The sequence below is a fragment of the Cupriavidus sp. H18C1 genome (assembly GCF_049311595.1).
In the GTDB taxonomy this organism is placed as follows: Bacteria; Pseudomonadota; Gammaproteobacteria; order Burkholderiales; family Burkholderiaceae; genus Cupriavidus; species Cupriavidus cauae.
This window is the reverse complement of record NZ_CP186009.1, coordinates 158,289-181,839: the sequence shown is the minus strand read 5'-3', so window position 1 is coordinate 181,839 and position 23,551 is coordinate 158,289. Positions and strand designations below refer to the sequence as shown.

The 23,551-nt window shown below is 69.4% G+C and carries 18 protein-coding genes and 4 pseudogenes; 20 read left to right on the top strand and 2 right to left on the bottom strand.

The features are described from left to right. Positions 1-12 precede the first annotated feature (12 nt). The 11 genes and pseudogenes from OJJOAM_RS16630 to OJJOAM_RS16580 all read left to right on the top strand — a co-directional run bounded on the left by OJJOAM_RS16630 (position 13) and on the right by OJJOAM_RS16580 (position 11,993). Complete coding sequence (locus OJJOAM_RS16630; RefSeq protein ID WP_422650442.1) at positions 13-1,080, top strand: Rieske 2Fe-2S domain-containing protein; 1,068 nt, start codon at positions 13-15, stop codon at positions 1,078-1,080. Continuing rightward, on the top strand, positions 1,073-1,855 hold the full coding sequence (locus tag OJJOAM_RS16625; RefSeq protein WP_422650441.1) for an SDR family oxidoreductase: 783 nt from the start codon (positions 1,073-1,075) through the stop codon (positions 1,853-1,855). The genes OJJOAM_RS16630 and OJJOAM_RS16625 overlap by 8 nt, the downstream gene beginning before the upstream one ends. Before the next feature lie 87 nt (positions 1,856-1,942). Next, entirely contained in the window at positions 1,943-2,479 is a 537-nt protein-coding gene (locus OJJOAM_RS16620; protein WP_150082231.1) for a cupin domain-containing protein, read from the top strand. A 73-nt stretch (positions 2,480-2,552) separates the two neighbouring features. After that, positions 2,553-3,374: an IclR family transcriptional regulator gene (locus tag OJJOAM_RS16615; RefSeq protein ID WP_422650440.1), complete on the top strand. Its 822-nt coding sequence runs from the start codon at positions 2,553-2,555 to the stop codon at positions 3,372-3,374. A 41-nt stretch (positions 3,375-3,415) separates the two neighbouring features. Next, positions 3,416-4,220, top strand: a pseudogene (locus OJJOAM_RS16610) (SDR family oxidoreductase). Further along, a pseudogene (locus OJJOAM_RS16605) lies at positions 4,213-5,962 on the top strand (thiamine pyrophosphate-binding protein). Before OJJOAM_RS16610 ends, OJJOAM_RS16605 begins: the two co-directional pseudogenes overlap by 8 nt. A gap of 12 nt (positions 5,963-5,974) precedes the next feature. Further along, positions 5,975-6,781 carry an aspartate dehydrogenase gene (locus OJJOAM_RS16600; protein WP_422650439.1) on the top strand — a complete coding sequence of 269 codons (807 nt, stop codon included), beginning with the start codon at positions 5,975-5,977 and terminating at the stop codon, positions 6,779-6,781. A gap of 22 nt (positions 6,782-6,803) precedes the next feature. Further along, positions 6,804-8,280: pseudogene (locus tag OJJOAM_RS16595) on the top strand (aldehyde dehydrogenase). 29 nt (positions 8,281-8,309) lie between these two features. Beyond that, complete coding sequence (locus OJJOAM_RS16590; RefSeq protein ID WP_422650438.1) at positions 8,310-9,284, top strand: VOC family protein; 975 nt, start codon at positions 8,310-8,312, stop codon at positions 9,282-9,284. Between the two features lie 108 nt (positions 9,285-9,392). Further along, positions 9,393-10,349, top strand: coding sequence for a PDR/VanB family oxidoreductase (locus tag OJJOAM_RS16585; RefSeq protein ID WP_422650437.1), 957 nt, complete (start codon positions 9,393-9,395; stop codon positions 10,347-10,349). 195 nt (positions 10,350-10,544) lie between these two features. Next, positions 10,545-11,993, top strand: coding sequence for an MFS transporter (locus OJJOAM_RS16580; RefSeq protein WP_422650436.1), 1,449 nt, complete (start codon positions 10,545-10,547; stop codon positions 11,991-11,993). A gap of 98 nt (positions 11,994-12,091) precedes the next feature. Here the strand turns inward: OJJOAM_RS16580 and OJJOAM_RS16575 are convergent, their stop codons facing one another. Next, the gene (locus OJJOAM_RS16575; RefSeq protein WP_422650435.1) at positions 12,092-12,655 is read right to left on the bottom strand and encodes a MarR family winged helix-turn-helix transcriptional regulator; all 564 of its coding nucleotides are present in this window, start codon (positions 12,653-12,655) and stop codon (positions 12,092-12,094) included. Positions 12,656-12,876: 221 nt separating this feature from the next. Between OJJOAM_RS16575 and OJJOAM_RS16570 the strand changes: the two genes are divergently transcribed. After that, a complete protein-coding gene (locus OJJOAM_RS16570) occupies positions 12,877-13,707 on the top strand; it encodes an IclR family transcriptional regulator (protein WP_422650434.1) in 831 nt (276 codons plus the stop codon). 61 nt (positions 13,708-13,768) lie between these two features. Further along, positions 13,769-14,744: pseudogene (locus OJJOAM_RS16565) on the top strand (tripartite tricarboxylate transporter substrate binding protein). 25 nt (positions 14,745-14,769) lie between these two features. On the opposite strand, the gene OJJOAM_RS16560 reads toward OJJOAM_RS16565, so the two are convergent. Next, a complete protein-coding gene (locus OJJOAM_RS16560; RefSeq protein ID WP_422650433.1) occupies positions 14,770-15,609 on the bottom strand; it encodes a FadR/GntR family transcriptional regulator in 840 nt (279 codons plus the stop codon). Between the two features lie 321 nt (positions 15,610-15,930). Here OJJOAM_RS16560 and OJJOAM_RS16555 point away from each other — a divergent pair, with 321 nt between their 5' ends. From OJJOAM_RS16555 to OJJOAM_RS16525, 7 genes are all read left to right on the top strand, one after another. After that, positions 15,931-17,133, top strand: a complete 1,203-nt coding sequence (locus OJJOAM_RS16555; protein WP_422650432.1) for an ABC transporter substrate-binding protein — start codon at positions 15,931-15,933, stop codon at positions 17,131-17,133. Between the two features lie 106 nt (positions 17,134-17,239). After that, on the top strand, positions 17,240-18,097 hold the full coding sequence (locus OJJOAM_RS16550; RefSeq protein WP_006579287.1) for a branched-chain amino acid ABC transporter permease: 858 nt from the start codon (positions 17,240-17,242) through the stop codon (positions 18,095-18,097). Next, complete coding sequence (locus OJJOAM_RS16545) at positions 18,097-19,110, top strand: branched-chain amino acid ABC transporter permease (RefSeq protein ID WP_422650431.1); 1,014 nt, start codon at positions 18,097-18,099, stop codon at positions 19,108-19,110. Before OJJOAM_RS16550 ends, OJJOAM_RS16545 begins: the two co-directional genes overlap by 1 nt. After that, positions 19,107-19,874: an ABC transporter ATP-binding protein gene (locus OJJOAM_RS16540; protein ID WP_422650430.1), complete on the top strand. Its 768-nt coding sequence runs from the start codon at positions 19,107-19,109 to the stop codon at positions 19,872-19,874. The genes OJJOAM_RS16545 and OJJOAM_RS16540 overlap by 4 nt, the downstream gene beginning before the upstream one ends. A gap of 2 nt (positions 19,875-19,876) precedes the next feature. Beyond that, positions 19,877-20,578: an ABC transporter ATP-binding protein gene (locus OJJOAM_RS16535; protein ID WP_150082280.1), complete on the top strand. Its 702-nt coding sequence runs from the start codon at positions 19,877-19,879 to the stop codon at positions 20,576-20,578. Between the two features lie 33 nt (positions 20,579-20,611). Continuing rightward, positions 20,612-21,937 carry a Zn-dependent hydrolase gene (locus OJJOAM_RS16530; protein WP_422650429.1) on the top strand — a complete coding sequence of 442 codons (1,326 nt, stop codon included), beginning with the start codon at positions 20,612-20,614 and terminating at the stop codon, positions 21,935-21,937. A gap of 107 nt (positions 21,938-22,044) precedes the next feature. Next, on the top strand, positions 22,045-23,523 hold the full coding sequence (locus tag OJJOAM_RS16525; protein WP_422651072.1) for a M81 family metallopeptidase: 1,479 nt from the start codon (positions 22,045-22,047) through the stop codon (positions 23,521-23,523). Positions 23,524-23,551 lie beyond the last annotated feature (28 nt).

Genomic DNA, 23,551 nt, shown 5'->3' with positions numbered 1-23,551 from the left:
GAGAGAACAACGATGGAATCGAACAAGCAAGCCCGCATCGAAGAACGGCTCAATACCGGCCTGCGCAACTACTGGTATCCGGTGGCCGCGTCGTGGTCGGTCACCCATTCGCCGATCGGCATCACCCGCCTGAGCCAGAACATCGTGCTGTGGCGCGACGGCGCCGGCCAGGTCCATGCGCTGGAAGACCGCTGCCCGCACCGCGGCGCGCGCCTGTCGATGGGCTGGAACCTGGGCGATCGCGTCGCCTGCTGGTATCACGGCGTCGAGGTCGGCGGCGATGGCCAGGTCAAGAGCGTGCCGGCGGTCGAGAGCTGCCCGCTCGAAGGCAAGACCTGCGTGCGCAGCTATCCGGTCCAGGAGAAGGCCGGCGCGATCTTCCTGTGGTTCGGCGACCGCGCTCCGGCCGAGGGCGCCGACAGCGCCGACACGCTGCGCCTGCCCGAAGAGCTGGAGAACCCGGAGCACAGCCACTTCCTGTGCGTCGCGCACTGGGATTGCAACTACCGCTACGCGATCGACAACGTCATGGACCCGATGCACGGCGCCTATCTGCATGCGGTCTCGCATTCGATGGCAAGCGGCGAGAAGCAGGCGGTGATGGCGGTGCGCGAGACCGAGCACGGCCTGATGTTCGAGAAGACCGGCCAGCGCGGCGTCAACTTTGACTGGGTCGAGTTCGGCGAGACCGGCACGATGTGGCTGCGTCTGGCGATCCCGTATCGCCCGAAGGTCGGCCCCGGCGGTCCGTTCGGCATCGTCGGCGTCGCCACGCCGGTCGACGAGGACCACTGCATGGTGTTCTTCTGGCGCACCCGCCATGTGCAGGGCTGGGAGCGCGACGTCTGGCGCTTCCTCTACCGCAACCGGCTGGAAAAGCTGCACTGGGACGTGCTGGAGCAGGACCGCGTGGTGCTCGAGTCGATGGCGCCCAATGCCCGCGACCATGAAATGCTGTACCAGCACGATGTCGGCATCACGCGCGTGCGCCGCCTGCTGCGCCGCCGCGCCGAGCAGGAGCTGGCCGATGCGCCGGTGGCGATGCTGCAGCCGGCCACGGGAGTCGCCAGCCATGCCTGAGTTCACGCATCCGGGCGCCGCGTTGCCGATGCTGAGCGGCCGCAAGGTGCTGGTCACCGGCGCCGCGCGCGGCCTGGGCCTGGCCTTTGCCACCGCGATCGCCGAAGCCGGCGCCTCGGTGGCGATGGCCGACATCCTGGCCGATCGCCTGCATCAGGAAGCCGATGCGCTGGCGTCCCGCGGCTTGCACGCGGTGGCGCTGCCGCTCGATCTCGGCGATCCGGCCTCGGTGCAGGCCTGCGCCGCCGAGGCGGTGCGCAAGCTCGGCGGACTCGACGGCCTGGTCAACAACGCCGCGGTGACCGACTCCGGCGGGCGCGACGCCAGCGCCATCGATATCGAAACCTGGGACCGCGTGATGAACGTGAATGTGCGCGGCACCTGGCTGATGACCACGGCCTGCCTGCCCGCGCTGCGCGACAGCGGCCGCGGCGCCATCGTCAACCTGGCCTCCGACACGCCGCTGTGGGGCGCGCCGAACCTGCTGGCCTACGTGGCCAGCAAGAGCGCCATCATCGGCATCACACGTTCGCTGGCACGCGAGCTGGGGCCGGACAACATCACGGTCAATGCCGTGGCGCCGGGCCTGACGCTGGTCGAGGCCACCGAGTATGTCCCGCAGAAGCGGCACGAACTCTATCGCGAGCAGCGCGCGATCTCGCGCGAGCAGTTGCCGGCGGATGTCTGCGGCGCCGTGCTGTTCGCGCTGTCCGACCTTTCCCGCTTCGTGACCGGCCAGACCCTGGCGGTCAACGGCGGCTTTGTCATGCATTGATGCATGGATGTACTCACGTACCGACGCACCGAAGACCCGCAAGACTCTCACGACCCTGAAGACACCGAAAGACCGAAGGAAATCCAAATGAGCGATCTCTCCGAACAACAAGACCTCAAGCGCAGCTGGGACCGTCCCGAGGGCGCCTCGTTCGAACAGTGGATGGAAGGCCGGGTCGCGCGCTTTGCCACGCGCCGCTACGACTGGAACGCGCTGAAGTTCCAGGCCGACTACGACCCCAAGTACCGCCGCGCGCAGATGCGCTATCTGGGCACCGGCGGCACCGGCGTGGCCGCGGACAGCAACACCGTGCCGTCGGAGCATTTCACCTTCTCGACCATGATCATCCCGGCCGGCCATGAAGGCCCGTCGCACCTGCACACCGATGTCGAGGAAGTGTTCTTCATCCTGCGCGGCAAGATCAAGCTGGTGCTGGAGAAGGACGGCGAGCGCTACGAGACCATCCTGACCGATCGCGACCTGGTGTCGGTGCCCCCGGGCGTCTATCGCGAGGAAATCAATATCGGCGAGGAAGACGCGCTGATGTGCGTGATGCTCGGTGCCAAGAAGCCGATCACGCCGACCTATCCGCCCGATCACCCGCTGTCGAAGATCAAGCGCTGACCTCCCGCGGCGGCCGCTCATCGAAGCATCACGACGCGACACAAGCGACCGCCCGGCCCGACCCCGGATACCCATGACCCAATCTCTGCCGCCGGACACCGTCCAGGACAAATACATCGTGCCCGGCCTCGAACGCGGCCTGCGGCTGCTCGGCGAATTCAGCCGCGCCGAACGCACGCTGAGCGCGGCCGAACTGGCCCGGCGCCTGCAGGCACCGCGCTCGACCGTGTTCCGCCTGCTGGCGACGCTGGAGATGCTGGGCTTCGTCGAGCGCACCGACAACGGCCGCGAATACCGCCTCGGCATGGCGGTGCTGCGGCTGGGCTTCGAATACCTGGCCTCGCTGGAACTGACCGAGCTCGGCGCGCCGCTGCTCGACCGGTTGCGCGACGAGACCGGCTATCCGTGCAACCTGGTCGTGCGCGACGGCCGCTCTATCGTCTATGTCGCCAAGTCGGTGGCGCCGCGGCCGTTCGCCAGCAGCGTCAACGTCGGCACGCGGCTGCCGGCGCATGCCACGGTGCTGGGGCGCGTGCTGCTGGAGGACCTGACGCTGGCCGAACTGCGCGAGCTGTACCCCGAGCCGCAGCTGGAAGCCTTCTCGGAAGGCACGCCGCGCACGGTCGATGCACTGTTCGAGATGGTGCAGACCGACCGCGAGCGCGGCTACGTGCTGCAGGAGGGCTTCTACGAAGCCAGCATCTCGACGATCGCCGCGCCGGTGCGCGACCGCAGCGCGCGCGTGGTGGCGGCGATGGGCGTGACCATCCCGGCCTCGCATATCGATCCCGAGGAACTGGGCGGCATGGTCGACAAGGTCAGGAACACCGCGGGCGAGCTGTCGCGCCTGCTCGACTACCGGCCGCAACTCGGCCGCAAGGTGGTCAACCTGTGAACGCAGTCAATGCATTCAATGCAGTGAACGGAGCAAGCAAGATGTCCATGATTGAACTCGGCGGCAAGGTTGCCGTCGTGACCGGCGGCTCCTCCGGCATCGGCCTGGCCACGGTCGAGCTGCTGCTGGAGGCCGGCGCCGCGGTGGCGCTGTGCGGCCGCGACGCCGACCGGCTGGCGACCGCCGAGGCGCAGCTGCGCGACGCGCATCCGGGCTGCCGCCTGCACGCGGCAACCTGCGACGTGCTGCAGCCGGAGCAGGTGCGCGCCTTCGCCGCCGAGGTCGAAGCGAACCTCGGCCCCGCCGACATGCTGATCAACAACGCGGGGCAGGGCCGGGTCTCGACCTTCGCCGATACCGAGGACCAGGCCTGGCTGCAAGAACTGCAGCTGAAGTTCTTCTCGGTGATCCACGCCACCCGCGCCTTCCTGCCGCAGCTCGAACGCTCGCCCAGCGCGTCGATCGTCTGCGTCAACTCCCCTGCTGGCGGTCCAGCCCGAGCCGCATATGGTCGCCACCTCGGCCGCCCGCGCCGGCGTGCACAACCTGGTGCGCTCGCTCGCCACCGAGTTCGCGCCGAAGGGCATCCGCGTCAACGGCATCCTGCTGGGCCTGGTCGAATCGGGCCAATGGCGCCGCCGTTTCGAGGCGCGTCCCGACGCCGACCGCCATCTGGACTGGGCCGCGTGGACCGCGCGCCTGGCGCAGCAAAAGCATATCCAACTCGGCCGTCTCGGCCTGCCGCAGGAGGCCGCGCGCGCCATCCTGTTCCTTGCCTCGCCGTTGTCTTCGTACACCACGGGCAGCCACATCGATGTTTCCGGAGGACTCTCCCGTCATGCGTAACGAACAACCCCAACAAGATCAACAAGCCGCGCGCGAGCAGCAGGTCACCGTCGGCTGGGCCATCGCGGCCTTCCTGGAGCAGTGCGGCGTCAAGGCGGCGTTTGGCGTGATCTCGATCCACAACATGCCGATCCTCGACGCGATCGGCGAACGCGGCAAGATCCGCTTCGTGCCGGCGCGCGGCGAGGCCGGCGGCGCCAATATGGCCGATGCCTGCGCGCGCACCACCGGCGGCCTGGGCGTTTGCCTGACCAGCACCGGCACCGCGGCGGGCAATGCGGCCGGCGCGATGGTCGAGGCGCTGACCGCGGGCACGCCGCTGCTGCATATCACCGGCCAGATCGAGACGCCGTATCTGGACCAGAGCCTGGCCTACATCCACGAGGCGCCGGACCAGCTGACGATGCTGAAGGCCGTGTCCAAGGCCGCCTTCCGCGTGCGCAGCGCCGATACCGCGATCAGCACCATCAAGCTGGCGGTGCAGACCGCGCTGACCGCGCCGACGGGCCCCGTCAGCGTCGAGATCCCGATCGACATCCAGGCCGCGCTGATTCCGCTGCCGACCGACCTGCGCCCGCTGCCGGTGCCGACCCACGTGCCCTCGGCGCACGCGCTGGACGCGCTGGCCGAACGCCTGATCCATGCACGCCGGCCGCTGCTGTGGCTGGGCGGCGGCGCGCGCCATGCCGGCGCGCAGGTCAAGCGGCTGCTGGACCTGGGCTTCGGCGTGGTCACCAGCACGCAGGGCCGCGGCATCGTGCCGGAGGACGATCCCCCGATCGCTGGGCGCCTTCAATCTGCACAAGCCGGTCGAGCAGTTCTACCAGACCTGCGATGCGATGGTCGTGGTCGGCTCGCGGCTGCGCGGCAACGAGACGCTGAAGTACGAACTGAAGCTGCCGCGTCCGCTGTTCCGCGTCGACGCCGATCCGGCCGCCGAGGGCCGCTGCTATCAGAGCGACTACTTCGTCAGCGGAGACGCCGCGCTGGTGCTCGACGGCCTGGCCGATCGTCTGGAAGCCCGCATGCAGATCGACCCGGCCTTCGCCGGCGACCTGCGCCGCGCGCACGAGATCGCCGTCAAGGGTCTGGTCGACGGCCTCGGCCCGTACTCGGCGCTGGTCGAGGCGCTGCAGGGCGCGGTCGGCCGCCACTTCAACTGGGTGCGCGACGTCACCGTGTCGAACAGCACTTGGGGCAATCGCCAGCTGCGCATCTTCGATTCGCGCGCCGGCGTGCATGCGCTGGGCGGCGGCATCGGCCAGGGCCTGGCGATGGGCATCGGCGCCGCGGTCGGCGCGGCGGCCACCGGCTCGGGCAAGAAGACCTTCTGCCTGGCCGGCGACGGCGGCTTCATCCTGAACCTGGGCGAGCTGGCCACCGCGGTGCAGGAGCGCGCGGACCTGGTGATCGTGCTGATGAACGACAAGGGCTACGGCGTCATCAAGAACATCCAGGACGCGCAGTACGGCGGCCGGCGCCACTACGTCGACCTGCATACGCCGGACTACGCCGCGCTGTCGAAGGCGCTGGCGCTGCGCCATCGCCGCGTCAGCCGCCTCGACGAGATCGGTGCCGCGCTCGATCAGGCCACGGTCGAGCCGGGTCCGTTCCTGCTGGAGATCGACATGCTGTCGATCGGCAGCTTCAAGACCGCGTTCGCCGGCCCGCCGGTCAATGCCGCCGAGTCGGCGGAGGAACCGGCCCAGCGTGCCGCCGAACGCGCGACGCTGACGGCCTGAAGGAGAACCGCGATGCTGCATGTGTCGATGGTGGGCTGCGGCGCGATCGGGCGCGGCGTGCTGGAGTTGCTGAAGTCCGATCCCGACGTGGTGTTCGATCTGGTGATCGTGCCGGAAGGCACGATGGACGAGGCGCGCAGCGCGGTGTCCGAGCTGGCGCCCCATGCCCGCGTCGCCACGCATTTGAGCGAGGCCGACGGCCGTCCCGACCTGCTGGTCGAATGCGCCGGCCATCGCGCGCTGGAGGAACACATCGTGCCGGCGCTGGAGCGCGGCATCCCGTGCATGGTGGTGTCGGTCGGCGCGTTGTCCGAGCCGGGTCTGGCCGAGCGGCTGGAAGCGGCGGCGCGGCGCGGCGGCACCCAGGTGCAGCTGCTGTCCGGCGCGATCGGTGCGATCGACGCGCTGGCGGCCGCGCGGGTCGGCGGCCTCGATGAAGTGGTTTACACCGGCCGCAAGCCGCCGCGCGCGTGGAAGGACACGCCGGCCGAGCAGCGCGTCGATCTCGATGCGCTGGACGGTCCGACGGTGATCTTCGAGGGCAGCGCGCGCGATGCCGCGCGGCTCTATCCGAAGAACGCCAACGTCGCGGCGACGCTGTCGCTGGCCGGCCTGGGCCTGGACCGCACCGCGGTCAAGCTGCTGGCGGACCCGGGCGTCGAAGAAAACGTCCATCACGTGGAAGCGCGCGGCGCCTTCGGCGGCTTCGAGCTGACCATGCGCGGCAAGCCGCTTGCCGCCAATCCCAAGACCTCGGCGCTGACGGTGTTCAGCGTGGTGCGCGCGCTGGGCAACCGCGCGCATGCGGTATCGATCTGAACAGCCGAAGCAAGACGCAAACATGAAGACGCAAGACCTTCTCCCCATCTGCATCGCCGGCCAATGGCGCCTCGGCGGCGGCGACCGCTACGCCACGCGCTATCCCGCCACCGGCGAGGTGGTCGCCGAGCTTCACGCGGCGAGCCTTGCCGACGTCGAGGAAGCGGTGCAGGGCGCGCAGCGCGCCTTCGAGACCAGCGGCTGGGCCCAGCGCAAGCCGCACGAGCGCGCCGCGGTGCTGTATCGCGTCGCCGAGCTGATCCGTGCCCGCGCCGAGCCGCTGGCCCAACGCCAGCGGCTGGACAACGGCAAGCCGATCAGCGAGACGCGCGCGCTGGTGGCCAGCGCCGCCGGCACCTTCCAGTTCTTTGCTGCCGCCTGCGAGACGCTGGAGGAAACGCTGACACCGCCGCGCGGCGACTTCCCTGACCATGAGCGTGCACGAGCCGATGGGCGTGGTCGCGGCGATCACGCCGTGGAACTCGCCGATCGCCAGCGAGGCGCAGAAGCTGGCGCCCGCGCTGGCCGCCGGCAATGCGGTGGTGGTCAAGCCGGCCGAGGTCACGCCGCTGATGGCGCTGGAGCTGGCCGCGATCTGCGAGGAAGCGGGCGTGCCCAAGGGCCTGGTCAGCGTGCTGCCGGGCAAGGGCTCGGTGATCGGCGATGCGATCACGCAGCATCCGCTGGTGCGGCGCGTGTCGTTCACCGGCGGCACCGCCACCGGCAAGCACATCGCGCATATCGCCGCCGACAAGATGATGCCGGTGTCGCTGGAACTGGGCGGCAAGTCGCCGACCATGGTGTTCGACGACGCCGATCTCGACCATGCGGTCAACGGCGTGCTGTACGGCATCTTCAGCTCGTCGGGCGAATCGTGCATCGCCGGCTCGCGGCTGTTCGTCGCGCGCTCGCTGTACGAGCCGTTCATGGATCGCCTGGCCGCCGGCGCCGCGCGCCTGCGCGTCGGCGACCCGGCCGACGAGCGCACCCAGATGGGGCCGCTGATCACCGCTCGCCATCGCGATTCGATCGAGTCGTTCGTCGCGATGGGCGTGGAGGAGGGCGGGCAGCTGCGCACCGGCGGCATGCGGCCGAGCGTGGCCGGCCTGGAGAACGGCTACTTCTATACGCCGACCATCATCGAGGGGCTGGATAACCGCGCCCGCATCTGCCAGGAAGAGATCTTCGGGCCGGTGCTGGTGGCGATGCCGTTCGACGACGAGGACGACCTGATCGCACAGGCCAACGACAGCGTCTACGCGCTGGCGGCCGGCGTCTGGACGCGCGACTACAAGCGCGCCTGGCGCGTGGCGCGCGCGGTGCAGGCGGGCAACGTCTGGATCAACACCTACAAGCAGTTCTCGATCTCGACGCCGTTCGGCGGCTGGCGCGACAGCGGCCTGGGGCGCGAGAAGGGACGACTGGGAATCCTGCAGTACATGGAGCAGAAGAGCGTGTACTGGGGCCTGCATCAACAACCGCTGCCGTGGGCCAACTGACATTGAGCCGGCGGCCGCTGGAGACCGACATGAATCAAGTACTGGGCATCGACGAGATCGTCTACGGCGCCGACGATTTCGACGCCTGCCGCGGCTTCTTCAACGATTGGGGTTTGATCCTGAAGCGCGACGACGCGCAGGGGCTGGACTTCGAGACGCTGAACGGCTGCCGCGTGCTGGTGCGCCGCATCGACGATCCCGCGCTGCCGCCGGCGATCGAGGCCGGCCCGACGCTGCGCGAAGTGGTCTGGGGCGTCGACACGCCCGCCGCGCTGGACCGCATCGCCGAGGCGATCGCCGGCGAAGCGGGCTTCGTCCGCCAGGGCAGCGGTGACGAGGCGCGCATCGGCTGCACCGATCCCAACGGCCTGGCGGTGCGCTTTCAGCTCACCCGCAAGCGCGACATCGAGGTCGAATGCGCGGCGATGAATACCTGGAGCGCGAAGCCGCGCGTGAACCAGCGCGGGCCGATCTACGAGCGCGCCACGCCGATCGAGGTCGGACACGTGGTGTTCTTCGTCAAGGACGTCGCCGCCACCGAGCGCTTCTACACCGAGAAATTCGGCTTCGTCGCGTCGGACCGCTATCCGGGCCGCGGCGCCTTCCTGCGCTGCGCCGACGAGGGCGGCCACCACGACCTGTTCCTGCTGCAGCTGCCGCAGCCCAAGAGCGGGCTGAACCATGTCGCGTTCACCGTGCGCGATATCCACGAGGTGTTCGGCGGCGGCATGCACATGTCGCGCACCGGCTGGGAGACGCAGCTCGGCCCGGGCCGCCATCCGATTTCGTCGGCCTACTTCTGGTACTTCAGGAACCCGGCCGGCGGCCTGATCGAGTACTACGCCGACGAGGACCACCTCGACGCCCACTGGGAGCCGCGCGAGTTCGAGCCGGGCCCGACGATGTTCGCCGAATGGGCCATCGAAGGCGGCATCGACGGCAATACCCGCCGCCAGAAGAACGCCGGCGGCCCGGAAGGGAAGTTCCTGACCGAGAAACGTTGACAACCTTGGCGTCCCGCCTGCGCGGGAACGCCATGGCGGCAGTCGAGGCTTTCGCAGGCATCGTTGCCGTATCGCGCCCCGGCGCGAATGGAATCAGAAGGAAGTGTGATGAGTGCCAGCCCCACCCTGACGATGCGCGTGCAGGCCATGCGCTACGAAGCCCGCGGCGTCGTCAGCATCGAACTGCAGGACCCCGCGGGGGCCGCCTTGCCGGAATTCAGCCCCGGCGCCCATATCGATCTGCATCTGGGCAACGGCCTGGTGCGCAGCTATTCGCTGTGCGGCGCGCCCGAAGCCCGGCACAGCTACACCGTGGGCGTGCTGCTCGATCGCGGCAGCCGGGGCGGCTCGCGCTATATCCACGAGCAGTTGCGCGTCGGCGCGACGCTGCCGGTCGGCGCGCCGCGCAACAACTTTGAGCTGGACGAGAGCGCCTCACACACGGTGCTGGTCGCCGGCGGCATCGGCGTGACGCCGATCGTCTGCATGGCCCGCCGCCTGCATCAGCTGGGCCGCGCGTTCACGCTGCTCTACTGCGCGCGTTCCCGCGAGGAGGCCGCCTTCGTCGCCGAACTGCAGGCCTATGGCGACGCGGTGCGCATGCATTTCGACGCCGACGCCGGCGGCCCGCCCGATCTGGCCGGCATGCTGGCCGGACAGGACCCGGACACCCACTTCTATTGCTGCGGACCGGGCCCGATGCTGCAGGCCTTCGAGTCCGCCTGCGAGGCGCACGGCTATCCGAACGTCCATATCGAGCGCTTCGCCGCCGACCCGTCGGTGGAGTCGGTGCAGGAAGGCGAATACGCGGTGTCGCTGGCGCAATCGGGCATGGAGGTCAAGGTGCCGGCCGGCAAGTCGCTGCTCGACGCGCTGCTCGAAGCGGGCATCGCCGTCGACTACAGCTGCCGCGAAGGCGTCTGCGGGTCCTGCGAGACGCGCGTGCTGGAGGGCGAGCCCGACCATCGCGACGGCGTGCTCAGCAAGGCCGAGCGCGCCGCCAACCAGTCGATGATGGTCTGCGTATCGGGCTGCAAGGGCAAGCGGCTGGTGCTGGACCTGTAGCGGGCTCGGTAGCGCCTCCCCCCTTTGGCGCGCCGTGTCGCGCGGCGCCGCCGGTTTCGTCCCCTCACCGTCCGTTCCCACGACAGGTCCGCCTCCCCCACCGCGGACCGGCCACGGCAATATCAGGAAGCAAGCATCGTGTTGACAGAAAGACAAGAGCTGGCGCCCGCCAGTGTTCCGGGGCCGGCCACGGCCATGTTTCGCGGCGGCGCGGACGGTGAGGCCATCGGCACCGGCACCGGCGCCGGTGCCGGTGCCTTCGCCACGAACGCCACGGCCGCCGATGCCGCGGGCGGCGTGACCCGCGGCCAGATCGTCGCCCGCATCGAGCGGCTGCCCAACAACCTGATGCACGTGAAGGCGCGGCTGCTGATCGGGCTGGCGACCTTCTTCGACGGCTTCGACGTGATCGCGATCGCGGCCACGCTGCCGCTGCTGATCGCGCAGTGGTCGCTGACGCCGGGGCAGATCGGTTTCCTGATCGCCGCGCCCTCGGTCGGGCAGCTGGTCGGCGCGCTGTTCTTCCCGTGGCTGGCCGAGCGCTACGGCCGGCTGCACTCGATCGCCTGGAGCGCCGGCATCATCGGCCTGATGAGCATCGCCTGCGGCTTCGCGCCGTCGTTCGAGCTGTTCGCGCTGCTGCGGATCGTGCAGGGCCTGGGCCTGGGCGGCGAGCTGCCGGTCGCGGCCACCTACATCAACGAGGTCACGCGCGCGCACGGCCGCGGCCGCTTCGTGCTGCTGTACGAGGTGGTGTTCCCGATCGGCCTGCTGGTGTCGAACGGGGCCGGCGCCTGGCTGGTGCCGCGCTACGGCTGGGAGGTGATGTACTTCATCGGCGGCGTGCCGATCGTGCTGTTCTTCGTGCTGCGCAAGATCATTCCGGAGTCGCCGCGCTGGCTGGCCGAAAAGAACCGCATGGCCGAGGCGGATCGCGCGGTGCGCGCCTTCGAATCGCATGCGCGCACGCCGCTCCCGCCGGTGGGCGATGTCGCGGCGTTCGATGCGATGACGGACCGGCACCCGAAGCGGCGCGTGCGCGATCTGCTCAGCGGTGCCTACCGGGGCCGCACGCTGGCGGTGTGGATGCTGTGGGCGACCTGCGGCTTCATCCAGTACGGCCTGTCGACCTGGCTGCCGACGATCTACAAGACGGTCTACCACGCGCCGCTGCAGCTGGCGCTGAACCTGGCGGCAGGGGCCTCGGTGCTGGGCGTGGTCGGTTCGCTGGTCTGCGCGATGGTGGTCGACAAGGTTGGCCGCAAGCCCGTGATCAACGTGTCGTTCGTGCTGTGCGCGCTGTCGCTGGCGCTGGCGGGGCTGCTGCACGCGCAGTCGGTCTATGTGGTGGCGACCCTGTGCGCGTTCGCGATGGGGTTCCTCGCCAGCGGGTTCATCACTGCCTATGTCTATACGCCGGAGCTGTATCCGACCAGCGTGCGGGCGATGGGCTGCGGGTTCGGCGGCGCCTGGCTGAAGATCGCGGCGATCTTCGCGCCGACGCTGATCGCCAGCACCATCGGCAGCGGCGATCTGAGCATCGCCTTCTATGCGCTGGCGCTGGTGCCGTTCGCGGCGGCGCTGACCGTGCACTGGCTGGGCATCGAGACCAAGGGCAAGGTGCTGGAGCAGCTCGAGGCTTGAGGCTTGAGGCTTGAGGCTGGAGGCTTGGGGCGTGCGCGGGAGCTGTGACCGAAAGACACGAGGCCGCGATCGCGGCCCCGCTGGTCCCCCCGGTTTCCTCAGCCGGCCTTCCTCGGCCGGGCGGTGGGATCCACCCCGGGCCCCATCACGCATTGCGCGTGCAATTTCCGCAGCGCCCGATACAGGGCCTCGCGCTCGCCGGTGTCGAGAAGGCGCAGCACCGCGGCCTGATGGCGCCGCGCCAGCGGGATGACCTGGTCGTGCAGCGCCATGCCCGCGCTGGTGATGTTGCAGAACAGCTTCTTGCGCGGCGAATTGCCCGCGTTGCTCAGCCTCACCAGCCCGCGCTGTTCCAGCAGGCGCAGCGTGCGGCTGACCAGGGCCTTGTCGGAGGTCGACTGCACCACCAGGTCGGCGAACGTCAGTTCCCCCGCATGCGCCAGCAGCGCCAGCAGCCGCCATTCCGGCACGGTCAGGTCGAACCGCTCGGCGTAGGGCTGGGTCACGGTCCGCCGCAGCGCATTGACCAGCTGGCTCAGCATCGTGGTCAGGAAATCGTCGACCGTCAGGCCGGTTCCCTGTTCATCGAGCCTGGTCCAGGGCGTGCGCGCCTCGCGTGTTCCGGCGGCGCCCTGGCGGCTGACCTCTGCAGATGTCTTCATCGTATCGGCCTGGATCCAAGGGGGAGATGGGCGGCGATTGTCGCACAGGGATCGGCGGCGGCAGATCGGGTGCGGCGCGGCGAAGGCAGCGATTCTGAAGTCGCGCGCCATTCCATAAAGGAAGACGGAGCCGGACGGTGCTTTCCGTTCCCGGCGCCGGCGTGTTATATGAGTGTCGATTATCTGGATGGAAAGCAATTCCGAGAACCCGAGAACCGATCATGAACAACGCTTCCCTGCCCGACGATTCCCAGGAACGGTACATCGTGCCCGGCCTGGAGCGCGGCCTGCGGCTGCTCGGCGAGTTCAGCCGCACCGACCGCACGCTGTCGGCGGCCGAACTGGCGCGGCGCCTGCAGATTCCGCGCTCGACCGTGTTCCGCCTGCTGGCCACGCTGGAGATGATGGGCTTCGTCGAGCGCACCGACGGCGGGCGCGAATTCAAGCTCGGCATGGCCGTGTTGCGGCTGGGCTTCGAATACCTGGCCTCGCTGGAGCTGACCGAACTGGGCCGGCCGCTGCTGGAGCGGTTGCGCGACGACATCCAGCTGCCCTGCAATCTGGTGGTGCGCGACGGCCGCTCGATCGTCTATGTGGCCAAGTCGGTGGCGCCGACGCCGTTCGCCAGCACCGTCAACGTCGGCACGCGGCTGCCGGCGCATGCCACCGTGCTGGGGCGCGTGCTGCTCGAGGACCTGACGATGGCCGAGTTGCGGCAGCTCTATCCGGAGCCGCAGCTCGAAGTGTTCTCCGACAGCACGCCGAGGACGGTCGAGGAACTGTTCGACATGGTGCAGCGCGACCGCGAGCGCGGCTATGTGCTGCAGGAAGGCTTCTTCGAGGCCAGCATTTCGAGCATCGCCGCGCCGGTGCGCGATCGCAGCGGCAAGGTGGTCGCGGCGATGGGCGTGACCATCCCGGCGGCGAAGATCGATCCGTCCAGGCTCGATACGCTGGTCGAGAAGGTCCGTGGCGCGGCGCTCGACCTGTCGCGCCTGCTCGACTATCGGCCCCAGGACGAGGGCAAGGTGGTGCCGCTGCATCGCGGCTAGCCGCCAACCGGAAAGGGCGGCCGGTCGGCCGCGGACACGGGAGAGCACGATGAAACGGCGCATGCCCTTTGCCGCAACCCTTGCCCTGGCGGCCGCCATCGCGGCCGGCGCGCCATCGGCCCATGCCGCCACGGCCTGCGCGACCACCCGCATCGTGGTGCCGTTCCCCCGCCGGCGGTCCGGCCGATCTGCTGGCCCGCACGCTGGCCCACGGCATGCAGCGCGGGCAGGGCCGCACCGTGATCGTCGACAACAAGCCCGGCGCGAACGGCAATATCGGCATCGACGCGGTGCGGCGCGCGGCGGGCGACGGCTGCACGGTGCTGATCGCGCCGGCCGGCAATCTGACGATCTATCCGACGCTGATGCCGCAGCTGCCCTATCGCGTCGAGCGCGATTTCCGGCCGGTGTCGCTGCTGGCCGGCTCGCCCAATGTGCTGGCGGTCCACCCGTCGGTCAAGGCGAAGTCGGTGGCCGAACTGGTCGCGCTGGCGCGCACCGCCGAGCGCGCGGGCAACCCGCTCGGCTATGCCAGCCCCGGCGTCGGCAGCGGCCTGCATCTGGCCGGCGAGCTGTTCCGCCAGAAGGCCGGCGTGGCGCTGCTGCATGTTCCGTACAAGGGCACGACGCAGGCGCTGAACGACGTGGTCGGCGGCCAGGTGCCGATCCTGCTCGGCACGTTGCCGACGCTGGCGCCGTTCATCCAGTCCGGGGCGCTGCGCGCGATCGCGGTGACGCAGGCCAGGCGCTCGCCGGCCGCGCCGAATATCCCGTCGATGGCGGAGCAGGGCATCGCCGGCATCGAGGTCAGCTCGTGGTACGCGATGCTGGCACCGCGCGCGACGCCGGACGAGACGGTCGCGCAGTTGCACGAGGCAGTGCGCGCCGTGCTGGCGACGCCGGCGGTCCGAGCCGACCTGCAGCGTCAGGGCATGGAGCCCCAGGCCAGCACGCCGGAGGCGCTGGCCACGCGTATCCGCGAAGAAACCGCGAGCTGGGCCGAGCTGATCCGCGCGAACGGCATCAAGGCCGAATAGCGCTTCGGCGCGGCGGCCGGCGCCTTCAACCGGCCTGCTCGGGCTCGCGGTCGCGCGGGCGCACCACCAGCGACCGGCGCGGCAACTCCGAATCGAGCACCAGCCGCCCGTGCACGCGCCCGTTCATCCGCGTGACATGGCGCGTGCAGTCCTGCATATGCGCGGCCATCAGCTTGCGCACCTGCTCGGCATCGCGCGCGCGGGCCGCGGCGACGATCTTCTTGTGGAAGCGGACATTGGACGCGCCGAACTTCTCGTGCTCGCAGGCGGGCGTGTCGTTGCCGAACACCACCAGTTGCCGCAGCATCTCGTTGATCAGCTCGCAGCAGAAACGCAGCATTGGATTCGGATTGGCCGCGGCCAGGATGTCGTGGAAGCTCAGGTCCTCCTGGCGCTGGTCCAGCGGCGCCGCCGCCGACGCCGAGGTGGGGTCGCACAGGTCGATCGTGTGTTCGAGCGCGCGGAAGTCGTCCTCGGTCAGATGCGGTACCGCGCCGGCGGCCAGCTCCGGCTCCAGCAGCCGGCGCACCGTATAGACGTCCGCGATGCCGACGTCCTTGAAGAACAGATAGTTCTGCATCAGCTGGAAGGTGCGGTCCAGCGGCACCTCGACGATGGTGCCGCCGCCGGCCGGGCCGGTGCTGACGCTGATCAGCCCCTGCACCTCGAGCGACTTCAGCGCTTCGCGGATCGTGCTCTTGCTGACGCCGAAGGTCTGCTGCAGCTTGATCTCCTGCGGCAGCTTGTCGCCGGGCTTCAGGTCGCGCTCGGTGATCAGGCGCTTCAGTTCCTCCGCCACCAGGTCGGCGCGCTTCTGCTTGCGGATCGCCAGAGCCGGCGCCTTCGCGCCGCGGAACGTCACCATGGATTGTCCTTCCTTTCGTTTGATCGCCATGCCGGTGCGGCATGCGCCTTGCCGGCCCACGGCGCCCCGCCGCGGTCCTGCCGCGGTCCATCGCGGTGCGCGCGGCACCGCCATCGCGCATGCGGCGCGCGTCCGCGGGCGCAGGTAAACCCTGACCGGCGCTTCATTGACAGTCGCGCAAACCGGCTCCTATGATGCCTTCAACCAGTTTATACGTATAAATAGAATAAACGGGTTCGATTCTTGCTGTAGCGCTGTTGCGATCCTGTCGCGTGCCGGACCTTCCCTTTCGATGGACCCCACAGATCCAAGGAGTGAGCTTTGAATCGTCGTGACGTGCTCAAACTCGGCGCGCTGGCCGCCGTCCCCGCCTCCCTGCTGCGCGCCGGTGCCGTGCTGGCCGCCGACGATGCGATCGAACTCGGTTGCCCGGTGCCGATGTCCGGCCCGTTCGCCGCCAACGGCAAGTTCGCCGACCTCGGCATGAAGCTGATCGTCGAGCAGTACGGCAAGGTGCTCGGCAAGCCGTTGCGCTACAGCGTGCTCGATACCGAAGGCAAACCGGCCACCGCCGTGCGCAAGGTGCAGGAGCTGGCGCAGCAGAAGAACGCGCGCTATTTCGCCGGCGGCATCCTGTCGTCGGAATCGCTGGCGATGGGCAAGGAGGCCGAGAAATTCGGCGGGGTCTTCGTCACCACCGCCGGCGCGGACGAGATCACCGGCAAGGACTGCAACCGCGCGACCTTCCGCTGGTCGGTGCCGACCTACGGCGCGATCGAGCGCACCGTGCGGCCGCTGATCGAGTCGATGCCCAAGGCAAAGCGCTGGTACACGATCACGCCGCAATACGTGTTCGGCGAGGGCCTGCTGTCCGCCGCGAAGAACATCTTCAAGGAGAAGGGCATCGAGCACGTGGGCAACAGCTACCACGCGCTCAACGAGAAGGAATTCAGCGGCTATCTGACCAACGCGATCGCGGCCAAGCCAGACGTGCTGCTGATCCTGAACTTCGGCTCGCAATCGGCCGACACGCTGCGCCAGGCGGTCAGCTTCGGCATGAAGAAGAACACGACGATCCTGCTGGCCTGGGCCTCCGGGCTCGAGCAGTTCGAATCGCTTGGCGCGGACCTGTGCGACGGCGTCTATTTCGGCGCGCAGTACTGGCACGGTGTCGATACGCCGCTGAACCGAGACCTGGTGCAGCGCTGCAAGGCCACGTTCAAGTCCAATCCGAACTACAGCCTGGCCGGCTCCTACATCTGTACCAAGCTGATGCTCGACGCGATGGTCAAGGCCGGCAGCGCCGACCCGAAGGCCGTGATCGCGGCGATGGAAGGGCTCAAGTACGAGGGCCTGACCGGTCCCGAGGAAATCCGCGCGGCCGACCACCAGGTGCTGAAGAACTACTACCTGCTCAAGGGCAAGGCCAAGGGCAAGATGAAGGACAAGGACGACTACGCCGACGTGATCAGCGTCGGCAAGGCCTTCCTGCCGCCCGAGCAGACCCAGTGCAAGATGGCGTAAGCCTCTGCCGCCGGGTTGTCTCCTCTCGACGACCGCTCCCCAACCCTCTCCCCCTTGATCGGGAGAGGGCGCCCGCCAACGCGATAGCCAAAGCGAAAAGCGCTTCATGAACGTCTACCTGTTGCAGGTCATCAACGGCATCGGCATCGGCATGCTGTATTTCCTGCTGGCCGTCGGCCTGTCGATCGTCTTCGGCCTGCTGCGTTTCGTCAATTTCGCGCACGGCGCCTTCTATGCGCTGGGCGCCTATCTGTGCTTCCAGGCGCTGCAGCTGGGCATGAACTTCTGGGCCGCGCTGGTGCTGGCGCCGCTGGTGATCGGCGCGCTTGCCTGGCTGGTCGAGCGCGTGATGCTGCGCCACGTCTACGCCCAGCCCCATGAGTTCCATATCCTGGTGACGGTCGGCCTCGCGCTCGCGGTGCAGGAGCTGATCATCGTCGGCTGGGGCCCGCTCGGCGTCGACGTGCCGCCGCCCGACGCGCTGCAGGGCGTGGTGATGTGGGGCGACTTCATTTATCCGAAGTACCGGCTGTTCGTGATCGCCTTCACCGCGCTGCTGGCGGTGGCGCTGTGGTGGCTGCTCGAGGGCACGCGGCTGGGCAGCGCGGTGCGGGCCGGCAGCGAGTCGACCGAGATGGTGTCGCTGCTCGGCATCAACGTGTTCCGGCTGTTCAGCCTGATGTTCGCGCTGGGCGCGGCGACGGCGGCGATCGCCGGCGTGCTGGCCGCGCCGATCCGGGGCGCCGAACCGTTCATGGGCGTCGAGGCGCTGGGCGTCGCCTTCATCGTGGTGGTGGTCGGCGGCATGGGCAGCTTCACCGGCGCGCTGATCGGCGGCCTGCTGGTCGGCGTGGTGCAAAGCCTGATGAGCACGCTGTGGCCCGAGGGCGCGCGGCTGATGATCTATGTCGCGATGGCCGCGGTGCTGCTGCTGCGCCCGCACGGCCTGCTGGGGAGGGGATGATGGCGTATCGATTCTGGTGGCTCGCGCTGGCCGTCACGCTGCTGCTGCCGCTGACGCTGCGCTCCGGCACGCTGGCGACCGAGGTGCTGATCTACGCGATGGCGGTGATGGCGTGCAATCTGCTGCTCGGCTATACCGGCCTGCTGTCGTTCGGCCAGGGCATCTTCTTCGGCCTGGGCAGCTATTCGCTCGGGCTGGCGCTGACCCGCATCGCGCTGCCGGTGCCGCTGTCGCTCGCGTTGGCGATTGCCATCGGCGCGGCCGCGGCGGCGCTGGTCGGCTGGTTTTCGATCCGGCAGCGCGGCACCTACTTCGTGATGCTGACGCTGGCGTTCTCGCAGATGTTCTATTTCCTGGCCTATTCGGTGCCGTCGCTGACCGGCGGCGACAACGGCCTGCTCGACATCCCGCGGCCCGCGCTGTCGATCGCCGGCCGCGAGCTGGTCCCCCTGGCCTCGCCGTGGCAGTTCTACGGCTTCGTCGCGGTGCTGTTCCTGCTGGTGTTCTTCCTGGTGCTGCGCGTCACCGATTCGGTGTTCGGCCGCACGCTGCTGGCGATCCGCGACAACGAGGAGCGCGCGCTGGCGGTCGGCTACAACATCAAGGCGTTCAAGCTGCTGGCCTTCGTGATCTCGGGCGCGGTGACCGGCCTGGCCGGCGGCCTGCACGCGATGCTGACCGGCATCGCGCCGCTGGCCAATATCGACTACCACGTCAGCGAGATGATCCTGATCATGACGGTGATCGGCGGCACCGCCAACGTGTTCGCCTCGGTGCTGGGCGCGGCGTTCTACGTGCTGCTGGCCGACTGGCTGTCGACGCTGTGGCCGCGCTGGCTGATGCTGCTGGGCTTCCTGCTGATCGCGGTGAGCCTCTTCATGCAGCGCGGCCTGTGGGGCTTGGGCACGACGATATGGCTGCGGCTGCGCGGCATCCGCCGCGAGCCGGCCGCGATCGGCCCCGACACGGAAGCCGCCACGAAAATCGTCACCACGGGGGAGGAACGCGCATGACCGCCCCGATCCTCGAGGCCACCGGCGTGGTCAAGCAGTACGGCAAGTTCATGGCGCTCGGCGGCGTGGACCTGCGCGTGATGCCGGGCACCGTGCATTCGGTGATCGGGCCGAACGGCGCCGGCAAGACCACGCTGTTCCATATGCTGACCGGCACGCGCAGCGTCACCGGCGGGCGCATCGTCTTCGACGGCCACGACGTCACCGGCGAGACCGACTACCAGCGCGTGCAGCGCGGCATCGCGCGCTCGTTCCAGGTCACCAGTCTCTTCCCCAGCCTGCCGGTGCGCGAGAACCTGCGGCTCGCCGCGCTCGGCACGCAGCCGCGGCGCGCGATGAACTGCTGGCGGCGGCCGGTCGGCGAGCTGGCCTGCACGGACACCGTGGAACGCGTGCTGGAGCGGCTGGAGCTGACCCGCGTCGCCGATGCCGTGGCCGGTGCGCTGTCGCACGGCCAGCAGCGCCGGCTGGAAGTGGGCATGGCGCTGGCCGCGCGGCCGCGCGCGATCTTCCTGGACGAGCCCACCTCGGGCATGGGCGTCGACGATCTCGGCGCGATGAAGCGGCTGATCCGCGGACTGGCCGAGGACCATACCGTCGTGCTGATCGAGCACAACATGGACATCGTGATGGACATCTCCGACACCATCACCGTGATGCAGCAGGGCAAGGTGCTGATGGAAGGCCCGCCCGACAGCGTGCGTGGCGACCCGCGCGTACGGGCCGCCTATCTGGGCAACATGATCACCGGAGGCCAGCGATGACGATGCTCGATGTGCAAGCCATCCATGCCTACTACGGCAAGAGCCACGTGCTGCAGGGCGTGTCGCTCGCGGTGGGCGAGGGCGAACTGGTCACGCTGCTCGGCCGCAACGGCGCCGGCAAGTCGACCACGCTGAAGGCGATCGCCGGCGTGGTGCCGCCGCGCGGCGGCCGCGTGCTGTTTCGCGGCAACGAGATCGGCGGAATGCCGCCGCATCGCATCGCCGCGCAGGGGCTGTGCTTCGTGCCCGAGCATCGCGGCGTCTTCAAGCTGCTGACCGTCGAGGAGAACCTGAAGCTGGGCGCCCGGCGCGATTCGCCGTGGCAGCTCGACGACGTCTACAAGATCTTCCCGCGGCTGCGCGAGCGGCGCCGCAATGGCGGCGCGCAGCTGTCCGGCGGCGAGCAGCAGATGCTGGCGATCGCGCGGGCGCTGATGAACCATCCGCGCCTGCTGATGCTCGACGAGCCGGTGGAAGGGCTGGCGCCGGTGATCGTCGAGGAGATCGTCGCGCAGCTGAAGATGATCAAGGCGGCCGGCGTGCCCATCCTGCTGGTCGAGCAGAACCTGGAGGTCTGCACGCAGCTGGCCGACCGGCACGTGATCATCGAGCAGGGCGCGGTGGTCTATACCGGCACCAATGCGCAATTCATCGCCGACGAGGCGGTCAAGGACCGCTACCTCGGCGTCGGCCTGGCGGCCTGAATGGAACGACGTAGCGGACGCGAGTCGACGGACATGGCAGAAGACACCACCACCAACACCAAGGCCGGCAACCCGCAGGCAGGCGCCGCGCAGGCAGGCACGCAGGCAGCCACGCAGGCCGGCACCGCGGCGCTGCGCGTCGACGGCGCCAGGCTGTGGGACGCGCTGATGCGGCTGGCGCGGATCGGCGCGACGCCCAGGGGCGGCGTCTGCCGCCTTGCACTGACCGATCTCGACCGGCAGGGCCGCGACTTCTTCGTCGCCGAGGCAAAGGCGATCGGCTGCACGATCCGCGTCGATGCGATCGGCAACATCTTTGCCCGCCGGCCGGGCCGCGACGACTCGCTGCCGCCGGTGATGACCGGCAGCCATATCGATACGCAGCCGACCGGCGGCAAGTTCGACGGCAACTATGGCGTGCTGGCCGGCCTCGAAGTGTTGCGCACGCTGGCCGACGCGGGCATCGTCACCGATGCGCCACTCGAGGTCGCGGTGTGGACCAACGAGGAAGGCTCGCGCTTCGTGCCGGTGATGATGGGCTCGGGCGCCTTCATCGGCGAATTCGCGCTCGATCATGTGCTGGCGCAGACGGACCGCGATGGCGTCCGCGTCGGCGATGCGCTGCGCGAGATCGGCTATGCCGGCTCGGAACCGGTCGGCGGCCGCGCCGTCGGGGCCTATTTCGAGGCCCATATCGAGCAGGGGCCGGTGCTGGAGGCGAACGACACCGTGATCGGCGTGGTCACCGGCGCGCTGGGACAACGCTGGTACGACGTGGTGCTGACCGGCATGGAGGCGCACGCCGGGCCGACGCCGATGGCGCTGCGGCGCGACGCGCTGCTGGCCGCGTCCGAACTGGTCGGCATCGTCAACCGCATCGCGCTGGACCACCCGCCGCACGGGCGCGGCACGGTCGGTTGCCTGTCGGTCCATCCCGACTCGCGCAACGTGATTCCCGGCCGCGTGACGATGACGGTGGACCTGCGCGCGGCCGACGACACCGTGCTGTCCGCGATGGACGCGGCCCTGCATCGGGCCTGCGCCGCGTTGTCCGAACGCTCGGGCATCGATATCGACGTCAGGCAGGTGGTCTACTTCCCGCCGCAGCCGTTCGAGCCGAGCCTGGTGCAGGCCGTGCGCGACGGCGCCGCGCAGCAGGGGCTGTCGGCGATGGACGTGGTCAGCGGCGCCGGCCACGATGCCGTGTACCTGGCGCGCGTCGCGCCGACCGCGATGATCTTCGTGCCCTGCAAGGACGGCATCAGCCATAACGAGATCGAGGACGCGCGCCCCGAGCATCTGGAGGCGGGCGCCAACGTGTTGCTGCACGCCATGCTCGACGCCGCGCGCCGGCGCTGATGCCGCTGACCCCGCCGCCGACGCTGACGACGCTGACGACGCTGACGGCGCTCATCGCGTCGCCTGACACGGCCTCCGACCCACACCGCACCGACCGGACCCACGCGATGAAAATCCTGATCGCCCGCCTCAATCACGAGACCAATACCTTCTCGCCGGTGCCCACGCCGCTGGCGTCGTTCGATCCGCGCTATGGCGAGGGCGGCTACCGCGCCGCGCGCGGCACGCGCACCGCGGCCGGCGCCTTCATCGACCTGGCCGAAGCGGCCGGCGCCGAGATCGTGGTGCCGGTGATCGCCGGCGCCAATCCCAGCGGGCGCGTCGCGGCGCAGGCCTATACCGCGCTGTGCGACGCGATCGTCGCGGCCGCGCCGGGCTGCGATGCGGTGATGCTGGACCTGCACGGCGCGATGGTGGCCGAGAACAGCGACGACGGCGAGGGCGACCTGCTCGAACGGCTGCGCGCGGTGCTGCCCGACGCGCCGATCGCGGTCGCGCTGGACCTGCACGGCAATATCACGCAGAAGCTGATCGACCATGTCGACGTGGCGGTCAGCTTCAAGACCTATCCGCACGTCGACATGTACGAGACCGGCGAGCACGCGGGCCGGCTGCTGCTGGACCATATCGCGGGCCGCACCAGGCCGGTGGTGGCCTGGCGCCGCCTGCCGCTGCTGACACATACGCTGTGCAGCCGCACCGACCAGGGCGCGATGCAGCGCGCGGTGGCGGCCGCCAGGGAAGCGGAAGCGCAAGGCATGCTGGGAGTCTCGGTGCTGGCCGGCTTTGGCCTCGCCGATATCGCGGCCCCTTGCCTCAGCGTGATCGTGGTCGGTGACGGCGATGCGGCCGCCGCCGAAGCGGTGGCGCAGCGCATTGCCCAGCAGATCTGGGACGACCGCGCCGGCTTCGTCTATCGCAGCGAGCCGCTGGCGCAGTCGATCGCGCACGCGGCCAAACTTGCCGACGCGCCGGGGGAAGGCCCGGTGCTGTTGCTCGACCACGGCGACAACTGCATGTCAGGCGGCACCTGCGACAACATGGCCGTGCTGCACGAAGCGCTGGCGCAGGGCTTGAGCGGCATCGCGGTCGGGCCGGTGTGCGACCCGGAGGCGGTGGCCGCGCTGGTCGCGGCCGGCGTCGGCGCCACGGTGACGCTGCCGGTCGGCGACAAGGTGGCCCTGACCCAGCTCGGCGTCTATCCCCAATCGAAGCCGCTGACCGGCAAGGTCGCCGCACTCGGCGATGGCGAATACGTGATCAGCGGACCCACCTATACCGGCCAGCGCATCCGCATGGGGCGCAGCGCGCTGCTCGATATCGGCGCGGCGCAGATCGTGATCGTCGAGACGCCGCAGGAGCATTGGGACCTGGGCATCTTCACGCATATCGGCGTGGACCCGCATCGCGCGCGTTTCCTGCTGCTGAAGTCGCGGATGTACTGCCGGCCGGTGTTCGTGCCGATCGCGCGTGCGGTGGTGGAGTGCGACGGCGAGGGCGTGACCAGCTCGCGCTACGAGCGCTTCCCGTTCCAGCGCGTGGCGCGGCCGGTCTATCCGCTCGACCCGGACACGCGCTGGCCGTAAATCGCTCGCGGTAAAGGAGAACGGGCCG